Source organism: Nocardia sp. CA-129566 (genome assembly GCF_050956075.1).
In the GTDB taxonomy this organism is placed as follows: Bacteria; Actinomycetota; Actinomycetes; order Mycobacteriales; family Mycobacteriaceae; genus Nocardia.
In genome coordinates, this window is record NZ_CP192085.1 from 5550569 (window position 1) to 5571942 (window position 21374).

The window sequence follows — 21374 nt, forward strand, 5'->3', positions numbered from 1 at the left end:
TAGCCTGCCCTAACCAGGCCACGGCGACCTGCTTCGCCGACCGAACCGAAAGGTTGCTGACGATGCTCCTTCCCGCCAGGACACTTCGCATGTCCATGGTTATGGCCGCGGCGGCAATGGCCGCTACCGTCGGTCTCACCGCCTGCGGCTCCGACGATAAGTCCGATGTCAAGGCCACCGCTACGGTCGCCGCGCCGACCAGCGCCGCAGGTCACGGCGATCACGGCAGTGCCGCCGCGCCTACTGCCGCAGCGCTCACCGCCGTCCTGGATGCCCTGTCCGACCCGGGCAAATCCACCGCCGAGAAGACCAAGCTCATCGTCGGCGGCGAGAAGCGCACCGCCAATATCGACCAGATGAACCAGGCGCTCGGCAGCTACGGCAAGCTCACCTACGCGGTTGCCGATATCACCGCCAGCGGCAATACCGCGACCGCCCAGGTGACCATCACCTCACCGCACGGCACCGCCCCGGCCATGCCGATGACCTGGGAATATGTCGAGGGCACCTGGAAGCTGTCGGATGCCAGCGGGTGCCTGATGCTCGGCTTCGCGCAGGCACCCTGCGTTCCGGCCTAACCCTTCGACGGGCGGCGCTGCGGCTTCGGGGTGACCGTACCCTCGGCCAACCGTCGCGCGCTGACCAGGAAGGCGGTGTGGCCCTGCATCCGGTGTTCGGGCCGCACCGCAAGGCCGACCACATGCCAGCCGCGCACCATCGACTCCCAGGATCGCGGCTCGGTCCAGCACTCCTGCTCGCGCAGCGCCTCGACCACCTTCGACAATTGTGTGACGGTCGCCACATAGACCACCAGAACTCCGCCCGGGACCAGTGCCTTGGACACCGCGGGCAGCGCATCCCAGGGCGCGAGCATGTCCAGGACCACCCGATCGACCGGCGGGCCGTCGTAGTCGGCGACATCGGCGACGGTGATCGACCAGTTGTCCGGACGCTCGCCGAAGAAGGTCTCGACATTGCGGATCGCGTGCTCGGCGTGATCCTCGCGGATCTCGTAGGAGACCACCTGCCCCTGCGGGCCGACCGCGCGCAATAGCGAGCACGTCAGCGCACCGGAACCCGCACCGGCCTCGAGCACCCGTGCGCCGGGGAACATATCTCCCTCGTGCACGATCTGGGCCGCATCCTTGGGGTAGATGACCGCCGCACCGCGCGGCATCGACAGCACGTAATCGATCAGCAACGGGCGCAAGGCCAAATACGGTGTGCCGTTGGTGGACTGCACGACGCTGCCCTCATCGGCGCCGATGAGATTGTCGTGTTTGATACCGCCGCGATGCGTGTGGAACTCCTTACCGGGTTCCAGCACCACGGTGTAGAGGCGCCCCTTGGCATCGGTCAGCTGTACCCGGTCCCCGATGGTGAATGGCCCGGTCCGTCTGGCCGTCATGTATCTCCGTTCGCTGGTCGGTGCGGTCTAGCCGTACAGCACCGGCGTGTCGGTGCCGCCGGATAGCCTGCCAGGTATGCAATCGCCGGTATCCACGCCCCCTGCCGACACCGCGCGGGAGCCAGCACCCGACCGCCAACGCCCGGCGCTGTCTCCTTCTCGGGCAATGGATTTCAAGCAGTGCCCGTTGAAGTACCGGTTCCGTGCGATCGATCGGATTCCGGAACCGCCGACGCGGATCGCGGTGCGGGGCACGGTGGTGCACGCGGTACTGGAAGATCTTTACGGACTGCCCGCCGCGGACCGGTTACCAGCACGCGCGGCCGCCCTCGTCGAACCCGCCTGGGCGCGGGTGCTGGCCGATCGGCCCGAGATCGCCGAGTTGGTCGCGCAGGACGGTCCGGCCGAATTTCTCGACGAGGTGCGCACCCTCGTGCAGACGTACTACCGGTTGGAGGATCCGACCCGGTTCGATCCGGAGTCGTGTGAGTCGCGGGTGGAGGTCGAACTCGGCGACGGTGTGCTGTTGCGGGGGTTCGTCGATCGGATCGATGTCGCGCCGACCGGTGAGCTGCGCGTCGTGGACTACAAGACCGGCCGCGCGCCCGGAGTCGCCCAGGAGACCAAGGCGCTGTTCCAGCTGAAGTTCTACGCACTGGTGGTGCTGCGCACCCGCGCCATCCTGCCCACCCAACTGCGGCTGATCTACCTGGCCGACGAGCAGATCCTCACCTACGCCCCCGACGAGGATGAACTACTGCGCTTCGAACGCACGCTCTCGGCGCTGTGGCAGGCCATTCTGGCGGCGGGCCGCACCGGTGACTTCCAGCCGAGCACCAGCTGGCTGTGCGGCTTTTGCAGCTACCGGAATCTGTGCCCCGCATTCGGCGGCACCCCACCGGCCTATCCGGGCTGGCCCGATGGCGGCACCGGGGAATCGCCGGATGAAACCTTCGCCGACGCGGTCTCCGACTGAGCGGAATCCGCGCTCAGCCGGTGAACCGACCCAGATCGAAGCCGTGCGAACCGAGTGCGGCGATCACGGCGATCAGGACGAGTACCCCGACCACATCACCGATCACAATGAGCGCATTGCGAATCCGCCACCACGAGCCGACCGGCTGGATACTCGGTTTCACAGCGTCCTCCCCTGTGTTTCGTCCCCGGATCGGGCCGTCCGAGGTGTTCCATTATTGTTTTCGCCCAACACGCCCCCAGTGTTGACGGCGAATCATTAAGTTTTCGTGAGATCGGCCCGAACTAAATGCACACCGCGCACCAGGGCACGCCGCAGTGATGCTCGCCGGGGCGACCGGCGAGCATCGGAACGACGGGTTACCGCGGCGGATCTACGCGGTGAAGTTGTGGAACAGCAGCACCGACAGACCCAATCCGACGGCCAGATTCACCACGGCCGCGGAGCCGAAGACCACCACCGGGCGCCAGCCCGCCTCCCGCAGCCCGCGCACGGAGAATTCCAGGCCGATCGAGACGAAGGCGAAGATCAGAAACCAGGTGCGCAGATCGTTGACGATCGCGATATGCGCCGCACCGGACTTCTTATCCGCCGACTGCAGGTAGAGGGTGCCGAGCACAGACGCCGCGACGAAGCCGAGCACGAACTTCGGAAACCGCTCCCAGAACTGGCGCGCCGAGGGCCGGGCCGCGCCGGGAGTGCGTTCGACCCGGAGCGTGAAGTAGGCGGTCAGCGCGATCGCGACAATGCCGATCAGGGCGTTCTGCGTGGTCTTGACGATGGTGGCGATCTGCAGCGCCTTCTCCCCCGCGATCGCCCCCGAGGCCGCGACGGCCGCGGTGGTGTCGATATTGCCGCCGATCCAGGCGCCGGCGACCGCGTCGGAGAGGCCGAAAACATCTGCGAGCCAGGGCAATACGAAGATCGACGGCAGCGCGAAGATGATCACCAGCGATGCCGCGTACGCGATCTGCTCACGCTTGGCCTGCACCGCACCCGCGGCCGCGATCGCGGCGCTGACACCGCAGATAGACACGGCCGAGGCCAGCAGGGCGCGCAGCTTATCGTCCAGGCCGAGGCGGCCGCCCAACCACCAGGTGAAGCCGAATACCGCGGTGATCAGTAGCAGTGCCTGCACGATCGACGGTCCGGCGGCGGTGACCAGAATCTTCAGGTTGATCGATGCGCCGAGCAGCACGACACCGGTCTTGATGAAGAACTCGGTGCGGAAACCGGCGGAAAGGCGTTCCCGCAGATCGAGTTTCGTGAGTACGACATTGCCGATCAGACCGATGGCGATGGCGTAGACCGGGAATTCGATCGACTTGGCCACCCGTTTGAAAGGGGTGTCGACCGCCCAGCGCGGCACGTGGGTGTCGAAGTAGCGGGTCAGTGCGCCGAGCAGGATGACGACCGCGACCCCGGCCGCGATCTCCGCCACGGTTGGGCGCGAAATCGCTTGCAGGGCAGAGGTTTCGGACCGGACGGGCGCAGCGGCCACCGAGCTGGACGCGGCGGCCTCCGCGCTCGACGCGGTGGGGTCCGTCTCCGGTGCCGTGTTCTCGGGCTCGGCCGCAACGCTCTCGGTCTCGGCTTCGGTCTCCGACATCACGGCACCAGCCAATCGGGGATCGCGCCGATCAGGACCAGGGCAATGAGGACCAGGCCGACGATTGCCGCCAGCCAGTCCTCATTCCACGCGAATGTGCTGCCCGAACGTTCGGCGGGCGGTATCTGTGGCACGGTGGTACTCCTTGCATTTCCTCATCGAGGCCGCAACGTACCAATCGACCGCAGGTCAGCACATCGGTTGCGATCGCAGTGAATCGATCACTCGCACATAAAGACTCGGCCCCGCCGACCGACGGGGCCGAGTCAGCTCGAAGCGTGTCAGAAGGCGCGGCAGGACCGAATATCGAAGGCCAGGATCGCCTTCGCGCCGAGTTCGGCGAGCCGGTCCATCACCTCATTGCCCTGTTTGCGCGGCACCATCGCGCGAATGGCGACCCAACCCGGATCGGCCAGCGGGGAGACCGTCGGCGATTCGAGGCCGGGCGTGATCTTGACCGCCTCCTCCAGCAATTCCTTCGGGCAGTCGTAGTCCAGCATGATGTACTGCTGGCCGAAGACGACGCCCTGGATGCGCGCGATGAGCTGGTTGCGGACCCGTTCCTGCTGGTCCGAGCCGGTGCGCTCGATGAGAACACCCTCCGAATCGCACAGCGTCTCGCCGAAGGCGACCAGGTTGTGCTGGCGCAGGGTGCGGCCCGAACCGACCACATCGGCAATGGCGTCGGCGACCCCGAGCTGGATGGAGATCTCGACGGCACCGTCGAGGCGGATCACCTCGGCCTCGATGCCCCGCCGCTGCAGGTCGCCGAGCACCAGGTTCGGATAGGAGGTGGCGATGCGCTTGTCGTAGAGATCCTCGACCTTCCATTCGCGCCCGGCCGGCGCGGCGTAGCGGAAGGTGGAGCGGCCGAAGCCGAGCGCGAGCCGTTCCTGCACCGGTGCACCGGAATCCAGCGCCAGATCACGGCCGGTGATGCCGAGATCGAGCTCACCGGAGCCGACGTAGATGGCGATGTCCTTGGGCCGCAGGAAGAAGAATTCGACCTGGTTGGCCGGATCGAGAACGGTCAGATCGCGGGCATCGGTGCGCTTGCGGTAACCGGCCTCGGCCAGGATCGATGTGGCCGATTCCGAGAGTGCGCCTTTATTGGGGACTGCGACGCGCAGCATGGTTGAGTCCTTTCGGGAAGAAAAACTACGGATCGACGCGCCGTCACAGATGTCGGTACACGTCTTCCAGCTTCAGCCCGCGGCCCACCATCAGCACCTGGACCCAGTAGAGCAGTTGCGAGATCTCCTCGGCGAGCGCTTCGTCGCCCTCGTGCTCGGCGGCCAGCCAGATCTCCCCGGCCTCCTCGAGCACCTTCTTGCCCTGGAAATGCACGCCCGCGTCCAATGCCGCCACGGTCCCGGATCCCTCGGGGCGGGTGACCGCACGATCTTGCAGCTCGGCGAACAGGGTTTCGAAGTTCTTCACGATGAGCCATTGTTTCAGACCCGTGTGCGGGGCTGTTGCTCCGGCCCATAACGCAGGACATCCCCGTCGCCCACGATGTCGGGCGACGGGGATGCGGTACGGCGAGTCAGGCTCCGGCGAGCAGGGCCTGCAGGTCGGCGACGGCGGTGCGCAGGTGGTCGGCGAAGGTGTACATCTCGTTGGCGACCGCCCTCGGCGTGGCCAGGTAGAGGTTCCACCGGTCCGGAAGCAGCACATAGGCGATGCCGATGCATTTCGGGCTGGTCGAGCCGAAACCGAAGTAGCGGATATTGACCGACGGTGCCGAACTGGTGCTCAGGTAGTCGTCGCGCATGATCGTCCAGCCGGGACTGGTGTACAGCGGGATCGGTTCGGTGACGCCGAGTTCGGCACCGCGGCGACGCTGGATCCACTCCAGCTCCCACAGATGCTGTTCGGGCGCGTCACCGGCCTGGCACTGTTTGGCGCGGTCGACGTGCGCGCCCGCGGCGCTGAGCGCGGCGCGGAGCCGGTCGGCATCGGCGGCCGACGGATCCTGCATCGTGTCGACGAAGGCCACCATCTCCGGTGTCACCACGCGCATGGCCTCGGTGCGGCCATTGCGGTACTGCCTGGTGGCGATGGATTCGTAGGTGGCTCCGGTCAGCCCCTTGCTGCGCCGGTGCGCCAGTTGATAACTCAGCTGGGCAAAGGCGTCCGGTGAGATGCCGAGCTGCTTGACCCACGTCGTGCCGAAATCGAAAGATACTGTCGCGGTGGCATTCTCGGCCGCGTAGTGGGCGAATGCCGCGCCCGCCGCGGCGATATCGGCACGCTGGGACGCATCGAGGACGAATTCGATCTGTTCGACCGCGGGCAATCCCTGCGGCTGTGCCCCGGACCGGGTGGCGTGTTCGGCGGCGGGGGTCTGCAACAGGGTGTCCACGAAGGACAGGATGGTGGTGCCGTCGAGCCCGCAGTGCTCGACATTGATGCCCGCCTGTCCGTCCCCGAAGACGATGAACGATACCGCCTTGTCGAACCAGCGGTTGGCACTGTCGCCGTGCAGCAGCTGGTCACAGGCCTGCAGTTCGTCGCGCGGGGTGAAGTCCTCCAGACACAGGCAGAACAGCGCCGTCTCGATGCTGTCCAGCGCGGCTAGATTGGCCGGTTCGGCGCGCAAGACCTGTCTACTGGCGGCCCATTCGGCCCGCGCCTTGGTGGTCAGATGCCCGACGGCGGTATCGGTGCGGGCCGAGCGCGCACCGGCCTTGAGCACCGCGCGCAGCCCGTCTGCGAGATCGTCGAACGCATACGGGACACCATCCGGGCCGATCACATCCATCCGGAACATGCTGCCGCGGAAGAACACCACGATATGCCGGGCATCCGAGGGACCGGGCCATTCGTCGCTGTAGGGCACCCGCACGGAATCCTGCGTCTCCCCCGGAATCCGGGTCTCGGAGAACAGGTATTTGTTCTGCCACATCGACAGCTGCTGACCGCGCTGGGTGACCGGCGCGATCGCCTCGACATCGAGGGCCAACTTGTAATCGACCGCGGCCGCGATGATCCCGGCCGCGCGCTCCACCTGCGACGCGCCGGTGGAGCCGGCCAGTGGGGTGTCATCGCGGAAGAGGAAGAAGAAGTTGGCGTTGAGCGCGATGCGATCGCGACGGCCCAGGTAGCGGGATGGCCAGAATAGATCCAGCCAGCTGCCGACGCCCGGGGTGGCATCGTATTCGGCCAGCGCCGCATGCAGCTTCCGGCCGGGTCCGTCGGCGCGCAGCAGGTCGGCTACCGCGGCCTCGGTGGTGGTGAATTCGTCGGCGGTCAGCAGTGGAGCACACCACTGCAGCAACCGCTCGCAGCTGTCCTCCAGCGTCGGCAGGGGCACCCGGGGCAGGTGGTCCTCGGCGGCGAAGGTGCGTTCGGTCAATGCGAGTCCTCGGGGTCGGCGTATTTCGGGAGTGGTCGCGAGATGTACAGGTTGGCCAGCAGCCAGCCTGTGCTTTCCTGGCCATCGGTGTCGACACCGTTGGTGGCCAAGGTATTCAGCACCTGGGTGCGTTCACTGTCGGAGGCAAATCTACGTTGTTCGAACACCCCGGGGGCTTGCTCGGTGCGGTAACCGAGCGCGGCCAGTTCCGCGGCGATCGGCTCGAAACTGAACATGCGTAATACGAAGTGTGCCATCCATGGCCGTCGACGCGGGTGCGCGAGTGCGACACGCGCCAGCGTCTTCTCGGTGACATATCCGACACAACCGGTCGAGATGACGATATCCGCGGCCGCCAGCGTACGGCGTTGCTCATCGGTCGGGTCGGCGGCCTCCAGATCGGCGTGCACCATGTCGTGCAGGAATCCGGCGGCGTGTGCATAGGACAGCGCGGGGCGGGCGGCATCCATGCCGATGAAGCGGACGCCGGGGAGTTGGTCGCGGTCGTCGAGGCGGGCGCGGTCGCGGGCGATGAGCGCGGTCTGGTCGACATCCTCGGCCGTGCGGTAATGCTCGGCCAGATCGCTGATGGTCGTGTCGAAGCGCAGCAGGGCCGCGTTGACGCCATAGGAGCAACCGATGTCGAGCACGGTCGGGGCGTCCACGCGCGCGGATGCGCGGTACTCCCGAATCTGTTGCTGGAAGAACGGTTTCGCCAGTTCCGGTATGCGGTAATCCAATTCGGACATCCGGGCGTAGTACTCGCGCGGATCAGGACGGTCGTAGATGTCGTCGAAGGAAGCTTTCCCGGTCGTGTGCAACGGCACTGGCATGTCGTCCCTCTCAGTCGAGCAACCGATCGCCACGGACGGCGTCGGCCGCGGCGGCTAGATGATCGGGCAGCACCCGCCCGAACAGCTGGCGGGTGCGTTCCACGGTGCCGATGACACCGGGCCGATCGGTATAGGCGAAGATCGCCGAATGCCGTGCCGTGCCGCCCTCGACCGGTGAAACGCGGTGCAGTGAGAAGCGGCCCTGGAACAATTGCAGGTCGCCGGGTCGCAGCTCGAGGCGCCGGACGAGTCGCGCACCGGATCCGGTGAGCACGTCACGCACATCGTCGAACTGCTCGGCGTGGGGTGAACGGATATTCGGACAGTATTCGAAGCCGCCGCCGGTCTCGGCGGGCTGGGTCAACATGCTGACGGTGAATTCGTTGGTGTCGAAATGCCAGGGATGCGACATGCCCGGCGCCACCACATTCAGACACAGTCCGGCCAGCGGATCGGCGAATTCGTGCAGTTCGGCCAGCCCGAAACAGTCCGCGACGAAGCGTTGGAACAGCTCATTGGTGTAGAGCCGGTGGATCAGCGCGTCGAGCGGAATGCGGTCGCGCGGGACGAACGCATTGCCGCGTTCGAGCACGATGCGCCCCGGATGGTCTTCCGACAGTTCGGTATCCAGCGGAATGTTGTAGGCGTTGACCCGCTCGACCCGATAGTGCGCATCCGGGGCCATCGCCTCGCCCTCGGCGCGCAGGGTCTCGATCAGCTCCGGGCGGATGAACCCGCGCAGCACCGTGCAGCCGCCGTCGGCGAGTTCGGCGCGGGCGTGCGCCACGGCCGCTCGCCAAGCTTCGCCGTTCGGATCCGCCAGCGGATACCGTGCCGTATCGACGATCTCGTCCAGGACACTCGTCGCTGCCATGGCGTAAATTTTGGTGCAGCGGCCGACGACACGCCCGGGGATTCGATAAAGTTGCCGGTGACTACCATCACATCTACTATCAGCGCGCACTTGCGTTGCGGCACAGTAACTCTCGCTATGCCGAGGTCGGGAGTGTCGGTGCACAACAGTGGGTCCGAGCGATCATGATCGGTCCCGATGCGGCCCCGTTCGGCCAGATGCGCGGCTCAACCTCGAACGCGCAGAGCGTCTTCCAGATCGTCGATGGTCAACCCCACCAACGAATCACGGAATACCCGACCCGGCGCATCCGAAACCGCTATCTCACACGGGATCACGATCACCGCACAGCCCGCCGCGGTGGCCGCAGCCGCGCCGGTCGGCGAATCCTCCAGTGCCACACAGTCTCGCGGGTGCACGCCGAGGAGTTCGGCGGCGCGCAGATAGATCTCGGGCGCGGGCTTGCCGTGCTCGACCTCGTCACCGCAGACCGATACGTCGAAGAAGTCACGACCGAGGGTATCCAGCCCGAATTCAGTAAGCGAGCGCTTGGTGTTGGTGACCAAGGCGGTCGCCAGCCGCGCGGTGCGCACCATCGACAGCGCATCCTTCGCACCGGGACGCCATGGGATCGGGCCCGCCATCAACTCGGTCACCCGCCGCTCGATGAATTCGCCCGCGGCGCGCACCGCCTCCGGTGTCGCATCGATGCCGAGGCCGTCGAAGATCAGCCGCAGTGCGTTCGGCCCCGATGCGCCGATCAGCGCATGCCGGAGTTCATCGCTCATCTCATGGCCATGCGCACGCGCCAGCTCCCGCACCGCGATATCCCACAGCTTCTCCGAATCGAGCAGTGTGCCGTCCATATCCCACAGCACACCGGCAAGTCGCGCCGTCACCCGATTCGTCTCCTTACCTCTACAAACCCGAAGCGGCGATCAGCAATCGCCCGTTATCCGACGAGACCTGGATCCACCGGTTCTCCGATGTGGTCGAGCCGTTCTTCAGGCTATAGGTAAGCGAGACGACCGCACGGTTCTCGCCGTTCGGTGTGACCGCGCCCACGCTCACCGAGCGGACGGTGGACCAGAACTGCGAATAGGACCCGAAGCCGCCGGTCTGGGCCTGATAGGCGGGCGTGAGCTCGGACCACGCGCCCTGCACATTGCCGGGCAGGCTCCCGTAATAGCCGTAGATGAACTGGGAGATCCGATCCGGGGTTGCGGGGCCGGACGGGGTGGTGACGGTCGTCGGTGGCACGGTGGTCGACGGCTTGGCCGACGAGGTCGGCGTCGGCTGGGCCGTGGCGCTCGGCTGCGTGCTCGGCGCCGCGGTGGTCGCCGGGGCCTGCTGCTCGGGCTGACCCGGTTGGTTCGCGATCGGTGACTGTGGGCCGGTCTCCGGATTGTTCACCGCGGGCGCCGACGTCGAGGAGCTGGCCGCGGTCCCGCCCTGGTCGTCGTTCTTCAGCGACGACACGAGCACCGCGACCAGTACCAGCACCGCGACGGCCGCGGCCGCCGCCACCGCGATCAGTCTGCCGCGACTCTGTTCCGCGCCGCCGCCACCGCCGGGCACGGTGCTACCGGACCTCGGCGGCGCGGGCGGCGGTGCGACGGTGACCGCCGGTGCGGCGGGGCCGGACGGTGCGGCGGCGACCGCCTCCCTGGCCGCGGCCGCCGGGCCGGTGCCCGGCTTGTTCAGTACCGTTGTCGCGCCCGCGTCGACGTCGGTCGCCGCACCCGGCGCTGGCATGACCTTCGTCGTCGCCGGCGTGCTCACCAGCGCCGGGGCGCGGCCCGCCGCGACGGCTTCCAGCGCCTCCTTCGCCTCGCGCATATTGGGCCTGGCGTCGATCGAGGCGGACAGCAATCGCATCAGCACCGGACCGAGGTCTCCGGCGTGCTGCGGCGGCGGCACCTGCGCCCGCGCCGCCGCGTGCAGCACGGCGAGCGCGTTGTCCCCATCGCCGAAGGGTGGGCTGCCCTCGACCGCCGCGTACAGCGTGCAGCCGAGCGCGAAAACATCGGAGGCCGGTTCCGGATTCTCGCCGCGCGCCACCTCCGGCGCGAGGTAGGCCGGGGTGCCGGCCAGAAATCCGGTCGCGGTGACCGTCACGTCGCCGACGGCGCGGGAGATGCCGAAGTCGGTGATCTTCACCGTGCCGTCGTCGCCGACGAGCAGGTTCGCCGGTTTCACGTCCCGGTGCATGATGCCCGCGGCGTGTGCTGCGGCCAGCGCGCCAGCGGCCTGGGCGCCGATGCGTGCCACCTCGGTCGGCGCGAGTGTGCGCTTGCCCGACAGCTTCGCGGCCAGACTCGGCGCGTCCATGTACTCCATGACCAGCCAGGGCTGGCCGTCCTCCTCGGCGACATCGAAGACGGTGATCGCATTGGGGTGGTGTAGTCGCGCGGCGATGCGCCCCTCGCGCATGGCGCGCAGTTTGGCCTCCATCGCCTGCGTCCGGGACAGCCCCGGCCCGAGCAGCAACTGCTTCACCGCGACCGTGCGGCGCAGCCGAACGTCGGTGGCCCGCCACACGACACCCATGGCACCCGTGCCGATCGGATCCGTCAGCCGATACCGTCCAGCGATCAACCGGTCCGCCGTCATGGTGTTGAGCCCCTCCTGCTTGCCCGCCGAGCCATCTCGCACTCCGCGCGTAAGCGGAAATCGTCGAAAATGCTACGCGCCGAAGTACATTGCACCCGAATTGCAGCAGGACGCTCGCATCCGCCGACTGCCCCGGATGCAGTACCAACAGTTCCGACTTTGTCATACCCAACCGACATCCATCCACCGCCACGCGCACCCGAAGCCGATACCCCAGGTCAGGCGGGTGCGGCCGTTGGGGCACGCCCGCGCGTCGCGGGCCGTCGTGTCGCGGCGCGCCGCCTTTTCCACCGCCATTGATCTCACATATCACCAGGTAATCAAGGCCCTGAAGCCATCGAGCGAGCGCAGTTCCCTGCGGTGAGGATCACATCCTCGCGACCGGTCGGATAACCGATTCGGATCGGAAACGGACCGATCGGTGTCGCCCAACCGCGCCCCGCGGCGTCGACGTCGATCAACCGGCGCCCGCGGACCCGGCTATCCAGGCCGAGCGCGATGGGATCCACCGACGCATATTCGGCGACCATCGGCGCATCACCGCTCGGACGACCGTCCTCGGGAGCGCATACTTCCGCCGGGCGCGGCGGGCCGACCACCGTTTCGGCGACCGGATGGTTACCGCGGCAACGGTTTATCGTCCACCCGGTCCGACCGAATCCGTCAGGCGTTGAAGTACTTCGCCTCCGGGTGCAGTAGGACGAAGGCGTCCGTCGACTGTTCCGGGTGCAGCTGCAGCTCTTCGGAGAGCACCACGCCGATGCGGTTGGCCTCCAGCAGGTCCACCAGCTTCGCACGGTCTTCCAGGTCCGGGCAGGCGCCGTAGCCGAAGGAGTAGCGGGCGCCGCGGTAGCCGAGCTTGAAGTACTCGAGCACATCCGACGGATCGGAGTCGGCGACCGAATGTCCTTCCAGCACCAGTTCCTCGCGGATGCGGCGGTGCCAGTATTCGGCGAGCGCCTCGGTGAGCTGGACACCGATGCCGTGCACCTCGAGGTAGTCGCGGTAATTGTCGGCCGCGAACAGCTCATTGGCGAAGTCGGCGATCGGCTGACCCATGGTGACCAGCTGGAACGGCAGCACATCGACCTGACCGGTTTCGCGGGCGTGTTCGCGCGAGCGGATGAAGTCGGCGATGCACAGGAAGCGGTCGCGCTGCTGACGCGGGAAGGTGAACCGGTATCGCTGCGGCGCGTCCGGATGCGGCTCCGTCAGGACGATCACATCGTCGCCCTCGGAGACCGCGGGGAAATATCCGTATACCAGCGCCGCGTGCTGCAGCACGTTCTCGGTGGACAGCCGGTCCAGCCAGTGGCGCAGGCGGGGCCGCCCCTCGGTCTCCACCAGTTCCTCATAGCTCGGCCCCTCACCGCCACGCTGGCCGCGCAGACCCCATTGGCCGAGGAACAGCGCGCGCTCATCGAGCAGCCCCGAATACTCGTGCAGCGAAACGCCTTTCACCACCCGGGTGCCCCAGAACGGCGGCACCGCGACCGGCAGATCGGCGGCCACATCGGAGCGCGCGGGCACCTCGACCGGCACCTCGACCGCCTTGCGCTGTTCGGCAATCCGCTTTGAGCGCTCGTGGCGCGCCTTGCGCTCGGCCGCCTTCTCGCGTTCGGCGATCGCCTCCGGACCGTCCGGATCGATTCCGCCGCCGCGCTTGCGCGTCATGATGTCGTCCATCAGCCGCAGGCCCTCGAAGGCGTCGCGGGCGTAGTGCACATCGCCCTGGTAGACCTCGGTGAGGTCGTTCTCGACATAGGCGCGGGTCAGTGCGGCACCGCCGAGCAGCACCGGGAACTGGTCGGCGACACCCTTGGCGTTGAGCTCCTCCAGGTTCTCCTTCATCACCACGGTCGACTTCACCAGCAGACCGGACATGCCGATCACATCGGCCTTCTTGTCGACGGCGGCGTCGAGAATGGTCGCGATCGGCTGCTTGATGCCGAGGTTGACGACCTCATAGCCATTGTTCGACAGGATGATGTCGACCAGGTTCTTGCCGATATCGTGCACATCGCCCTTGACGGTGGCCAGCACGATGCGACCCTTACCGCTGTCGTCGGTGACCTCCATATGCGGCTCCAGGTAGGCGACCGCGGCCTTCATCACCTCGGCGGACTGCAGTACGAACGGCAGCTGCATCTGGCCGGATCCGAACAGTTCGCCGACCGTCTTCATACCCGACAGCAGCGTCTCGTTGATGATCTGCAGCGGCGGCACATCGGTCATGGCGGCATCGAGATCGGCCTCCATACCGGCCTTCTCACCGTCGACGATCCGCCGCTCCAGCCGCTCGAACAGCGGCAGCGCGGCCAACTCCTCCGCACGCGAGGCCCGCGACGATGAGGCCGACACCCCTTCGAACAGGAACATGAGCTTCTGCAGCGGGTCGTAGTCCGCGCTGCGGCGGTCATAGACCAGATCCAGCGCCGTCTCGCGCTGCTCCTCCGGAATGCGCGCGATCGGCAGGATCTTGGAGGCGTGCACGATCGCGGAATCCAGTCCGGCCTGGACGCATTCGTGCATGAACACCGAGTTCAGCACCTGGCGCGCGGCCGGATTGAGGCCGAAGGAGATATTGGACAGGCCGAGGGTGGTCTGCACGTCCGGATGCTTCTGCTTGAGCAGTCGAATGGCCTCGATGGTCTCGACGCCGTCGCGCCGCGACTCCTCCTGACCGGTGCCGAGGGTGAAGGTCAGCGTATCGATGATGATGTCGCTTTCCCGCAGACCCCAGTTGCCGGTGATATCGGCGATCAGCCGTTCGGCGATCTCCACCTTCTTCTCGGCGGTACGGGCCTGACCCTCCTCATCGATGGTCAGCGCGACCACCGCGGCGCCGTGTTCGGCGACCAGCTTCATCGTCTGCTGGAACCGGGATTCGGGGCCGTCGCCGTCCTCGTAGTTCACCGAGTTGACCGCGCAGCGACCGCCCAAATGCTCCAAACCGGCCTGCAGCACGGGGGTTTCGGTGGAGTCGAGCATGATCGGCAGGGTCGAGGCCGTCGCCAGTCGCGCCGCCAGCGCCGACATGTCCTTGGTTCCGTCGCGTCCGACGTAGTCGACGCACAGGTCGAGCATGTGCGCGCCGTCGCGGGTCTGGTCCTTGGCGATATCGAGGCACTTCTGCCAGTCCTCGGCGAGCATGGCCTCGCGGAACGCCTTGGAGCCATTGGCATTCGTGCGCTCACCGATCATCAGGATCGAGGCGTCCTGTTCGAACGGCACCGCGGAATACATGCTCGATACGCTCGGCTCGTGCACCGGTTCGCGGCGTGCGTCCAGCGGCGGCAGCGTCGGCTCCACCTCGCGCACCGCCGCGGTCACCTGGCGAATGTGCTCCGGCGTCGTACCACAGCAGCCGCCGACCAGGGCCAGTCCGAATTCGGAGACGAAGCCGCGCAACGCGATCGCGAGCTCTTCGGGGCTCAGCGGATATTCCGCACCGTTCGCGCCGAGCACCGGCAGACCGGCATTCGGCATGACCGAAACCGGAACCGTCGCATGCCGGGACAGATGGCGCAGATGCTCGCTCATCTCATCCGGGCCGGTGGCGCAGTTCAGTCCGATCATATCGATGCCGAGCGGCTCGAGCGCCGTGAGCGCCGCACCGATCTCACTACCGACCAGCATGGTTCCGGTGGTCTCCACGGTGACGTGGGTGATGATCGGAATCCGCCGACCCAGCCTGGCCATCGCGCGCTGACTGCCGGTAACCGCGGCCTTGACCTGGAGCAGGTCCTGGCAGGTTTCGATGAGAATGGCATCCGCGCCCGCATCGAGCATGCCGAGCGCCGCCTCGGTGTAGGCATCGCGCAGGGCGGTATAGGGGGCATGACCCAGCGTCGGCAATTTGGTGCCCGGGCCCATCGAGCCGAGCACGTAGCGCGGGGTGCCGTCGGCACTGGGACCCATCTCGTCGGCTACCTCACGGGCCAGCCGGGTGCCGCGTTCGGACAGATCGCGGATCCGGTCGGCGATGTCGTAGTCCGCGAGGTTCGGCAGATTGCAGCCGAAGGTATTGGTCTCGACGGCGTCCGCACCGGCCTCGAAGTAGGCGCGATGAATGCTGCGCAGCACGTCCGGGCGGGTGTCGTTGAGGATTTCGTTGCAGCCTTCCAGGCCGCGGAAGTCGTCCAACGTCAGCTCGGCTGCCTGCAACATTGTGCCCATCGCACCGTCGCCGATGACGACACGCCGACGGAGCGTGTCGAGAAGCGTGGTATCGAACGCGGCGGAGCTGGACGCAGACATGTGATCAAGCGTAATGGGCCGGTAAGACATGCCGAACCACTGTGGCGGTGTCGGGGGCCACACCTGCCCAGACAGGTGAACACCCGGTGCCGCGCCGACCGCGCAAATTCAACGCCACGTGCTCACACGCCGTAGGCTGACCGAGGTGAACTCCAGTGAACCTCCGGTGTCACCCGAGCCGGAACTGCCCACATTGCGGGATCCTGTGCTGGTCGCCGCCTTCGAAGGCTGGAACGACGCGGGTGATGCGGCAAGCGGCGCTGTCGAGCATCTGGAATTGATCTGGGATGCCGAGCCGCTGGCCGAACTCGACTCCGAGGACTACTACGACTACCAGGTCAACCGGCCGACGGTACGTCAGGTCGACGGTGTCACCAGGGAAATCCAGTGGCCCTCCACCATGCTCTCGGTCTGCTCCCCGCCCGGCAGCGACCGCGACGTGGTGCTGCTGCGTGGTATCGAACCCAATATGCGCTGGCGCAGCTTCTGCGGGGATTTGCTCGAGTTCATCGAACAGCTGGGTGTGCAGACCGTCGTCATCCTCGGCGCGCTGCTCGCCGATACCCCGCATACCCGCCCCGTCCCGGTGACCGGATCGGCCTATAGCAAGGAGGCCGCCGAGCGGTTCAGCCTGGAGCAGACCCGCTACGAGGGACCGACCGGAATCACCGGTGTGCTGCAGGATCAGTGTGTGAAGGCGGGCGTGCCCGCCGTATCGTTCTGGGCGGCCGTACCGCACTACGTCTCACAGCCGCCGAATCCGAAGGCGACCATCGCGCTGCTGCATCGCGTCGAGGACGTGCTCGATATCGAGGTGCCGCTCGGCGAGCTGCCCAAGCAGGCCGAGGACTGGGAGACCGCCGTCAACGAGATGACGGTGGGCGATGACGAGATCAGCGAGTACGTGCGCTCGCTGGAGGAACGTGGCGACGCGGCCGTGGATCTGCACGACGCGATGGCCAAGATCGACGGCGACGCGATCGCGGCCGAGTTCGAAAAGTACCTGCGCAGGCGGGGTCCGGGCAGCTTCGGGCTGTAATCGGCTCGGGCCGTAGCGATTCGATTTTCGGACAATTCACCGAAAGTTCGCCAGGGGGCCACTCGTAGGTATGGAAAGGCTTGCCATCTAGACTCCCCCGGTGACTATTCACCGGATCGTCGCGCACCTTCGCACTTTCGACGACCGGATCGCCGTCCTCTGCTCTCGATCTCCATCGGCGTCCGTCACAGCTGCGGAATCGGTGCCGGATGGTTTGGAGCGGATCACCTATGCGCAGCTGGCGGCACGTGTCGAGGAGTACGCGCGGCAGCTGGGTGCGAACCGGCGCCTCGTCGCGCTCGCGGCACGCAACGATATCGATTCCCTCGTCGCGTATCTGGGCGCGCTGAGCGCGGGCTGCGTCGTCCTGCTCACCGCGGAGGTCACCGGTGAATTGCTGGCCACCTACGATCCCGATGTCGTGATCGATGGCGACGTCGAGGTCCGACGCGAGACCTCGGCGCACCGCCTGCATCCGGATCTCGCGCTGCTGCTGAGCACTTCGGGCTCGACCGGCTCGCCCAAGCTGGTGCGCCTGTCCGCCGCCAACCTGCGGTCGAATGCGCAGGCCATCGCCGAATACCTGGGCATCGACCCGGATGATCGCGCTGCCACCACACTTCCGATGTTCTATTGCTACGGACTGTCGGTCGTGCACAGCCATCTGTTGCGCGGCGCGAGCCTGCTGCTCACCGGCCGATCGGTGCTCGACGACGAGTTCTGGGACGAGGTCCGCGATCACCGGGTGACCTCGTTCGCGGCCGTGCCCTACACCATTGATCTGCTCGACCGCATCGGCTTCGACCGCATGCGGCTGCCCGATCTGCGCTATATCACCCAGGCCGGTGGCCGCCTCGCACCCGAGCGGGTGCGCGCCTACGCGCGGCTCGGCGAGCGCGCCGGATGGAACTTCGTGGTGATGTACGGCCAGACCGAGGCCACCGCGCGGATGGCGTATCTGCCACCGGAATTGGCCGGGAAACACCCGGACTGCATCGGTGTGCCGATACCCGGCGGCCGGTTCACTCTGGAGCCGGTGCCGGACAGCGATCATGACGAGTTGGTCTATCACGGCCCCAATGTGATGATGGGCTACGCCCGCTGCCCGCGCGATCTCGCCCTGGGCCACCTGGTCGAATCACTGCGCACCGGTGATCTCGCGCGGCGCACACCCGAGGGTATGTATCAGGTGGTCGGCAGGCGCAGCCGTTTCGCCAAGATCTTCGGACTGCGCATCGATTTGCAGCGGCTCGAATCCGGTTTGGCCGCCGCCGGTTTCACCGCCTGCTGCACCGATAGTGGCGACCAGTTGGTAGTCGCCGCCGAGAATCCGCCGGAATCGCTCGCGGCGACCGTCTCTCGACTGTCCGGTCTGCCCGCCGCGGCCATCCGCACCTGCGCCGTCGCGGAAATGCCGCGCCTGCCCAATGGAAAGCCCGACTATTCGGCGATCGCGCAGCTGCGCGCATCCGAACCCGATCTGCCGATTCGCGATATCCGCGCGCTCTACGCCATTGCCCTCGGCATCGACCCCGCCCTGATCCGCCCCGACAGTACCTTCGTAGACCTCGGCGGCAACTCACTGACCTACATCACCACCGCGACCCGCCTCGAGCGGGCACTCGGCCGGCTGCCCGCGAACTGGCCGGATCGCACCATCGCCGAACTCGAGCGGGTTCCGCATGGCCGCACCGCATTCGGCCGCTCGGTCGACACACCGACGCTGCTGCGCGCCGCCGGGATCGTCCTCATCGCGGGTTCGCATATCGGGATGTTCGTGCTCTGGGGCGCGGCGCATATCCTGCTCGGCGTCGCGGGATTCAACTTCGCCCGCTTCGCCGTCACCATGACCCCGCGCGCCGAACGACTGCGCAACGCGCTGCACACGGTGGCGCTCATCGCGGTTCCGACCGCCGGCTGGGTGGCGCTCACGCTCCTGTTCACCGACTATTACGGCTGGCAGAACGTATTGCTGCTCAATAAGATTCTCGGCCCGCGCGACAGCCCTACCGCGGGGCACCTGTGGTTCATCGAGGTGCTGGTGCTGTTCATGACGGTGGCCGCGCTGCTGGTGCGCGTGCCGTTCATCGATGGCCTCGCACGCCGCGACCCGTTCTGGTTCGCCATGGGACTGGTGGCGCTGACCATGGTGTTCCGGATCTGGTCGTTCGGGCTCTACCCGGCCAGGGATGTGCCGTTCTCGCCGCTGGCCTGCTGGTTCTTCGCCCTTGGCTGGGCGGCCGCGAAGGCTACCTCGATCTGGCAGCGGCTACTGGTGAGCACGGTGCTACTGGCCTCGGTGCCCGGCTATTTCGGCGTTCTCGATCGAGAGCGGCTCGTCATGGCCGGACTGCTGCTGCTGATCTGGCTGCCCGCGGTGCGGGTGCCCGCGCTGGTGGCCGGGGTGGCCGCGCTGCTCGCCGACAGCTCGTTATTCGTCTATCTGCTGCACTGGCAGGTATATCCGCCGTTCGGGCAACACCATGTCGCGGCGCTGCTCGCATCACTCGGGGCCGGTGTGGTCGCGACGTGGTTGGTGACGAATCTGCGCCGCAGGTCAGTCCTCGTGCAGAGCTTGTTCGGGAAGGGCCTGTTCTCGAAGAGCGCAGCTCTCGATGGTCCACACCTGGGCCGCCGCGTCCTGGGCCAGCTTCGCGAGCAGAATGTCTCGCGGAATCGTCTGGCCGGCAAAGTGATCGAGTGATGGAACCACGACGTGGTGCGCGTCAGCCCGCTTGAGCTCCTGGGTCAGCTCGGCGAATGCCGTGCCGTCACCGGAAGTCGATTCATGGAATGTTGCGGCGAAGCACAGCCCTTCTTCGCGAGCGAGGCTGCTCATCGCATCCTCGAGTTCTGCACCGTGGCCATCGGCCAGATCGTCACGCAAGTATCCATAGATCAACGCTTCCACCCGAACCTCCGTTGGATTGGGGATCTCTCGCTGTTCTGTTCTGTGGATCACCCCCGTCGCCGAGGGGTACTGCGCACGTGCAAGAGCAGATGTTCTTACATACGGGACTTGGCAAACCCTCCGCGCCCATATCCAGCATGTAGGACGCAAAACTGCGAGTGCAGGTGTCAACCCAGTGACATCTGTATGCCCTATCCGGGCCACCGAGCGTTAACTGGTGCGATACTACAGATGTGGCCGCTGGAGACGATCGACCCGTCTGGGCTGTGCGAATGCGTTCCGAACGCGATGCGCGGGGGTGGTCACAAGCCGACGCCGTCCGTGTGATGCGCGCGAAGTCTTCGCACAACCTGCCGACAGACAGTACCCTGCTTCGGAATTGGCGACGTTGGGAGTCGGGTGAGTCGAGACCGGATGACTTCTATGCTCCGATCATCGCGGCCGCATTCGATACGGTGACGGCCGCGTTCTTCCCGAAGAACCGCCCGAACCGCGATGACGAACTGCTCTCGGCCACCGGCATGGACACTCTCGAATTCATCGGCCGACTGCGGATGTCCGACGTCTCCTGCGCCACACTGGACGCCATTCGAATCACCGCCGAACGGCTGTGTTGTGAGTACCCCTTCGCCGATCCGCACGATCTGCACGCCGAGGGCACATCGTGGCTGCGCCGCATCACCTCCCTGCTCGACGGCCGCCTGACCTTGTCCCAGCATCGGGAAATTCTCGTACTGGCCGGTTGGGTAGCACTGCTGGTCGGTTGCGTGGACTACGATCTCGGCCGCCGCACCACCGCGGAGGCCACCCGCCGCGCGGCCCACTCACTCGGCCAAGAGGCCGAGCACACCGAAATCACCGGCTGGAGTGCGGAAATGGCCGCCTGGTTCGCCCTCACCCAGGGCAACTACCGCGGCGCGATCGAGGCCGTCGACCTGGCGCTGCCGACCTGTGGCACACTCGGTGTCGGTGTCCAATTGGCCGCACAACGTGCGAAGGCCTGGGCCCGACTGGGGAATCGGCGCGAGGTGGAGGCATCGCTGAAGCAGGGCCGAGCTATTCTCGAGCGACTCGACCATCCGACCAATCTGGACAACCATTTCGTGGTCGATCCACAGAAGTTCGACTTCTACGCCATGGACTGCTGCCGGGTCGCGGGCGAGGATACGCTCGCCGAATCCTATGCGCGCGAAGTCATCCGGAACTCGACCAGAGCCGACGGGACGGTGCGCAATCCGATGCGGGTGTCCGAGGCGCATCTGACCCTCGCGGTAGTCGCCGTGCGCGCCCGCGATCTGGAGATGGCGGTGCACGAGGGCATGCGAGCCTTCTCCGGGAAGCGCCGGTCGCTGCCGTCGCTGATGTGGATCGCGGGTGAGGCCGCGCGCGAAATCATCGAACGTTTTCCCGGCGATCCGCGCGCCATGGTGTATCTGGATCAATTGCGGGCGCTCTCGCCCGAGTGATCATTTTGCTCGTCGGCATCTGCTGATTCGCGGTAGTTTTGGCTCATC

At 66.5% G+C, this 21374-nt stretch carries 17 protein-coding genes; 5 read left to right on the forward strand and 12 right to left on the reverse strand.

Annotation, left to right across the window (positions count from 1 at the left end; all coding sequences use genetic code 11):
* The first annotated feature begins 89 nt into the window (after nucleotides 1-89).
* Nucleotides 90-578: a hypothetical protein gene (locus ACQP0C_RS24080; protein ID WP_433723326.1), complete on the forward strand. Its 489-nt coding sequence runs from the start codon at nucleotides 90-92 to the stop codon at nucleotides 576-578.
* Here ACQP0C_RS24080 and ACQP0C_RS24085 read toward each other — a convergent pair.
* On the reverse strand, nucleotides 575-1408 hold the full coding sequence (locus tag ACQP0C_RS24085; RefSeq protein WP_433723328.1) for a tRNA (adenine-N1)-methyltransferase: 834 nt from the start codon (nucleotides 1406-1408) through the stop codon (nucleotides 575-577). The genes ACQP0C_RS24080 and ACQP0C_RS24085 overlap by 4 nt on opposite strands.
* A gap of 76 nt (nucleotides 1409-1484) precedes the next feature.
* Between ACQP0C_RS24085 and ACQP0C_RS24090 the strand changes: the two genes are divergently transcribed.
* Nucleotides 1485-2384, forward strand: coding sequence for a RecB family exonuclease (locus ACQP0C_RS24090; RefSeq protein ID WP_433723330.1), 900 nt, complete (start codon nucleotides 1485-1487; stop codon nucleotides 2382-2384).
* A gap of 13 nt (nucleotides 2385-2397) precedes the next feature.
* Here ACQP0C_RS24090 and ACQP0C_RS24095 read toward each other — a convergent pair whose 3' ends face one another.
* The 11 genes from ACQP0C_RS24095 to metH all read right to left on the reverse strand — a co-directional run bounded on the left by ACQP0C_RS24095 (nucleotide 2398) and on the right by metH (nucleotide 15910).
* The gene (locus ACQP0C_RS24095) at nucleotides 2398-2547 is read right to left on the reverse strand and encodes a hypothetical protein (protein WP_433723332.1); all 150 of its coding nucleotides are present in this window, start codon (nucleotides 2545-2547) and stop codon (nucleotides 2398-2400) included.
* 210 nt (nucleotides 2548-2757) lie between these two features.
* Complete coding sequence (locus ACQP0C_RS24100; RefSeq protein ID WP_433723334.1) at nucleotides 2758-3993, reverse strand: YeiH family protein; 1236 nt, start codon at nucleotides 3991-3993, stop codon at nucleotides 2758-2760.
* Nucleotides 3993-4127 (reverse strand): hypothetical protein, encoded by a 135-nt coding sequence (locus ACQP0C_RS24105; RefSeq protein ID WP_433723336.1) that lies wholly within the window; start codon nucleotides 4125-4127, stop codon nucleotides 3993-3995. The genes ACQP0C_RS24100 and ACQP0C_RS24105 overlap by 1 nt, the downstream gene beginning before the upstream one ends.
* A 147-nt stretch (nucleotides 4128-4274) precedes the next feature.
* Entirely contained in the window at nucleotides 4275-5126 is an 852-nt protein-coding gene (gene hisG, locus ACQP0C_RS24110; protein ID WP_433723338.1) for an ATP phosphoribosyltransferase, read from the reverse strand.
* A 43-nt stretch (nucleotides 5127-5169) separates the two neighbouring features.
* On the reverse strand, nucleotides 5170-5451 hold the full coding sequence (locus ACQP0C_RS24115) for a phosphoribosyl-ATP diphosphatase (RefSeq protein ID WP_354960458.1): 282 nt from the start codon (nucleotides 5449-5451) through the stop codon (nucleotides 5170-5172).
* 88 nt (nucleotides 5452-5539) lie between these two features.
* Nucleotides 5540-7351: a choline/carnitine O-acyltransferase gene (locus ACQP0C_RS24120; protein WP_433723340.1), complete on the reverse strand. Its 1812-nt coding sequence runs from the start codon at nucleotides 7349-7351 to the stop codon at nucleotides 5540-5542.
* Nucleotides 7348-8184, reverse strand: coding sequence for a class I SAM-dependent methyltransferase (locus tag ACQP0C_RS24125; protein ID WP_433723342.1), 837 nt, complete (start codon nucleotides 8182-8184; stop codon nucleotides 7348-7350). Before ACQP0C_RS24125 ends, ACQP0C_RS24120 begins: the two co-directional genes overlap by 4 nt.
* Nucleotides 8185-8194: 10 nt before the next feature.
* Complete coding sequence (locus ACQP0C_RS24130; protein WP_433723344.1) at nucleotides 8195-9058, reverse strand: HalD/BesD family halogenase; 864 nt, start codon at nucleotides 9056-9058, stop codon at nucleotides 8195-8197.
* A 206-nt stretch (nucleotides 9059-9264) separates the two neighbouring features.
* Nucleotides 9265-9936, reverse strand: a complete 672-nt coding sequence (locus ACQP0C_RS24135; RefSeq protein WP_433723346.1) for an HAD family hydrolase — start codon at nucleotides 9934-9936, stop codon at nucleotides 9265-9267.
* Nucleotides 9937-9955: 19 nt separating this feature from the next.
* Nucleotides 9956-11692, reverse strand: a complete 1737-nt coding sequence (locus tag ACQP0C_RS24140; RefSeq protein ID WP_433723348.1) for a serine/threonine-protein kinase — start codon at nucleotides 11690-11692, stop codon at nucleotides 9956-9958.
* A gap of 621 nt (nucleotides 11693-12313) precedes the next feature.
* Nucleotides 12314-15910, reverse strand: coding sequence for a methionine synthase (gene metH, locus ACQP0C_RS24145; RefSeq protein ID WP_433723350.1), 3597 nt, complete (start codon nucleotides 15908-15910; stop codon nucleotides 12314-12316).
* A gap of 145 nt (nucleotides 15911-16055) precedes the next feature.
* Between metH and ACQP0C_RS24150 the strand changes: the two genes are divergently transcribed.
* From ACQP0C_RS24150 to ACQP0C_RS24160, 3 genes are all read left to right on the forward strand, one after another.
* Complete coding sequence (locus ACQP0C_RS24150; protein ID WP_433723352.1) at nucleotides 16056-16949, forward strand: PAC2 family protein; 894 nt, start codon at nucleotides 16056-16058, stop codon at nucleotides 16947-16949.
* Nucleotides 16950-17049: 100 nt separating this feature from the next.
* Nucleotides 17050-19653: an AMP-binding protein gene (locus tag ACQP0C_RS24155; protein ID WP_433723354.1), complete on the forward strand. Its 2604-nt coding sequence runs from the start codon at nucleotides 17050-17052 to the stop codon at nucleotides 19651-19653.
* A gap of 479 nt (nucleotides 19654-20132) precedes the next feature.
* A complete protein-coding gene (locus ACQP0C_RS24160; RefSeq protein WP_433723356.1) occupies nucleotides 20133-21326 on the forward strand; it encodes an XRE family transcriptional regulator in 1194 nt (397 codons plus the stop codon).
* The last annotated feature ends 48 nt before the right edge of the window (nucleotides 21327-21374 follow it).

What these genes read in the sequence shown, in the direction of transcription:
- ACQP0C_RS24080 (WP_433723326.1), top strand. Translation starts at nt 90, where the DNA reads ATGTCCATGGTTATGGCCGCGGCGGCAATGGCCGCTACCGTCGGTCTC.
- ACQP0C_RS24085 (WP_433723328.1), bottom strand. Translation starts at nt 1,408, where the DNA reads ATGACGGCCAGACGGACCGGGCCATTCACCATCGGGGACCGGGTACAG.
- ACQP0C_RS24090 (WP_433723330.1), top strand. Translation starts at nt 1,485, where the DNA reads ATGCAATCGCCGGTATCCACGCCCCCTGCCGACACCGCGCGGGAGCCA.
- ACQP0C_RS24100 (WP_433723334.1), bottom strand. Translation starts at nt 3,993, where the DNA reads ATGTCGGAGACCGAAGCCGAGACCGAGAGCGTTGCGGCCGAGCCCGAG.
- hisG (WP_433723338.1), bottom strand. Translation starts at nt 5,126, where the DNA reads ATGCTGCGCGTCGCAGTCCCCAATAAAGGCGCACTCTCGGAATCGGCC.
- ACQP0C_RS24125 (WP_433723342.1), bottom strand. Translation starts at nt 8,184, where the DNA reads ATGCCAGTGCCGTTGCACACGACCGGGAAAGCTTCCTTCGACGACATC.
- ACQP0C_RS24130 (WP_433723344.1), bottom strand. Translation starts at nt 9,058, where the DNA reads ATGGCAGCGACGAGTGTCCTGGACGAGATCGTCGATACGGCACGGTAT.
- metH (WP_433723350.1), bottom strand. Translation starts at nt 15,910, where the DNA reads ATGTCTGCGTCCAGCTCCGCCGCGTTCGATACCACGCTTCTCGACACG.
- ACQP0C_RS24160 (WP_433723356.1), top strand. Translation starts at nt 20,133, where the DNA reads ATGCGTTCCGAACGCGATGCGCGGGGGTGGTCACAAGCCGACGCCGTC.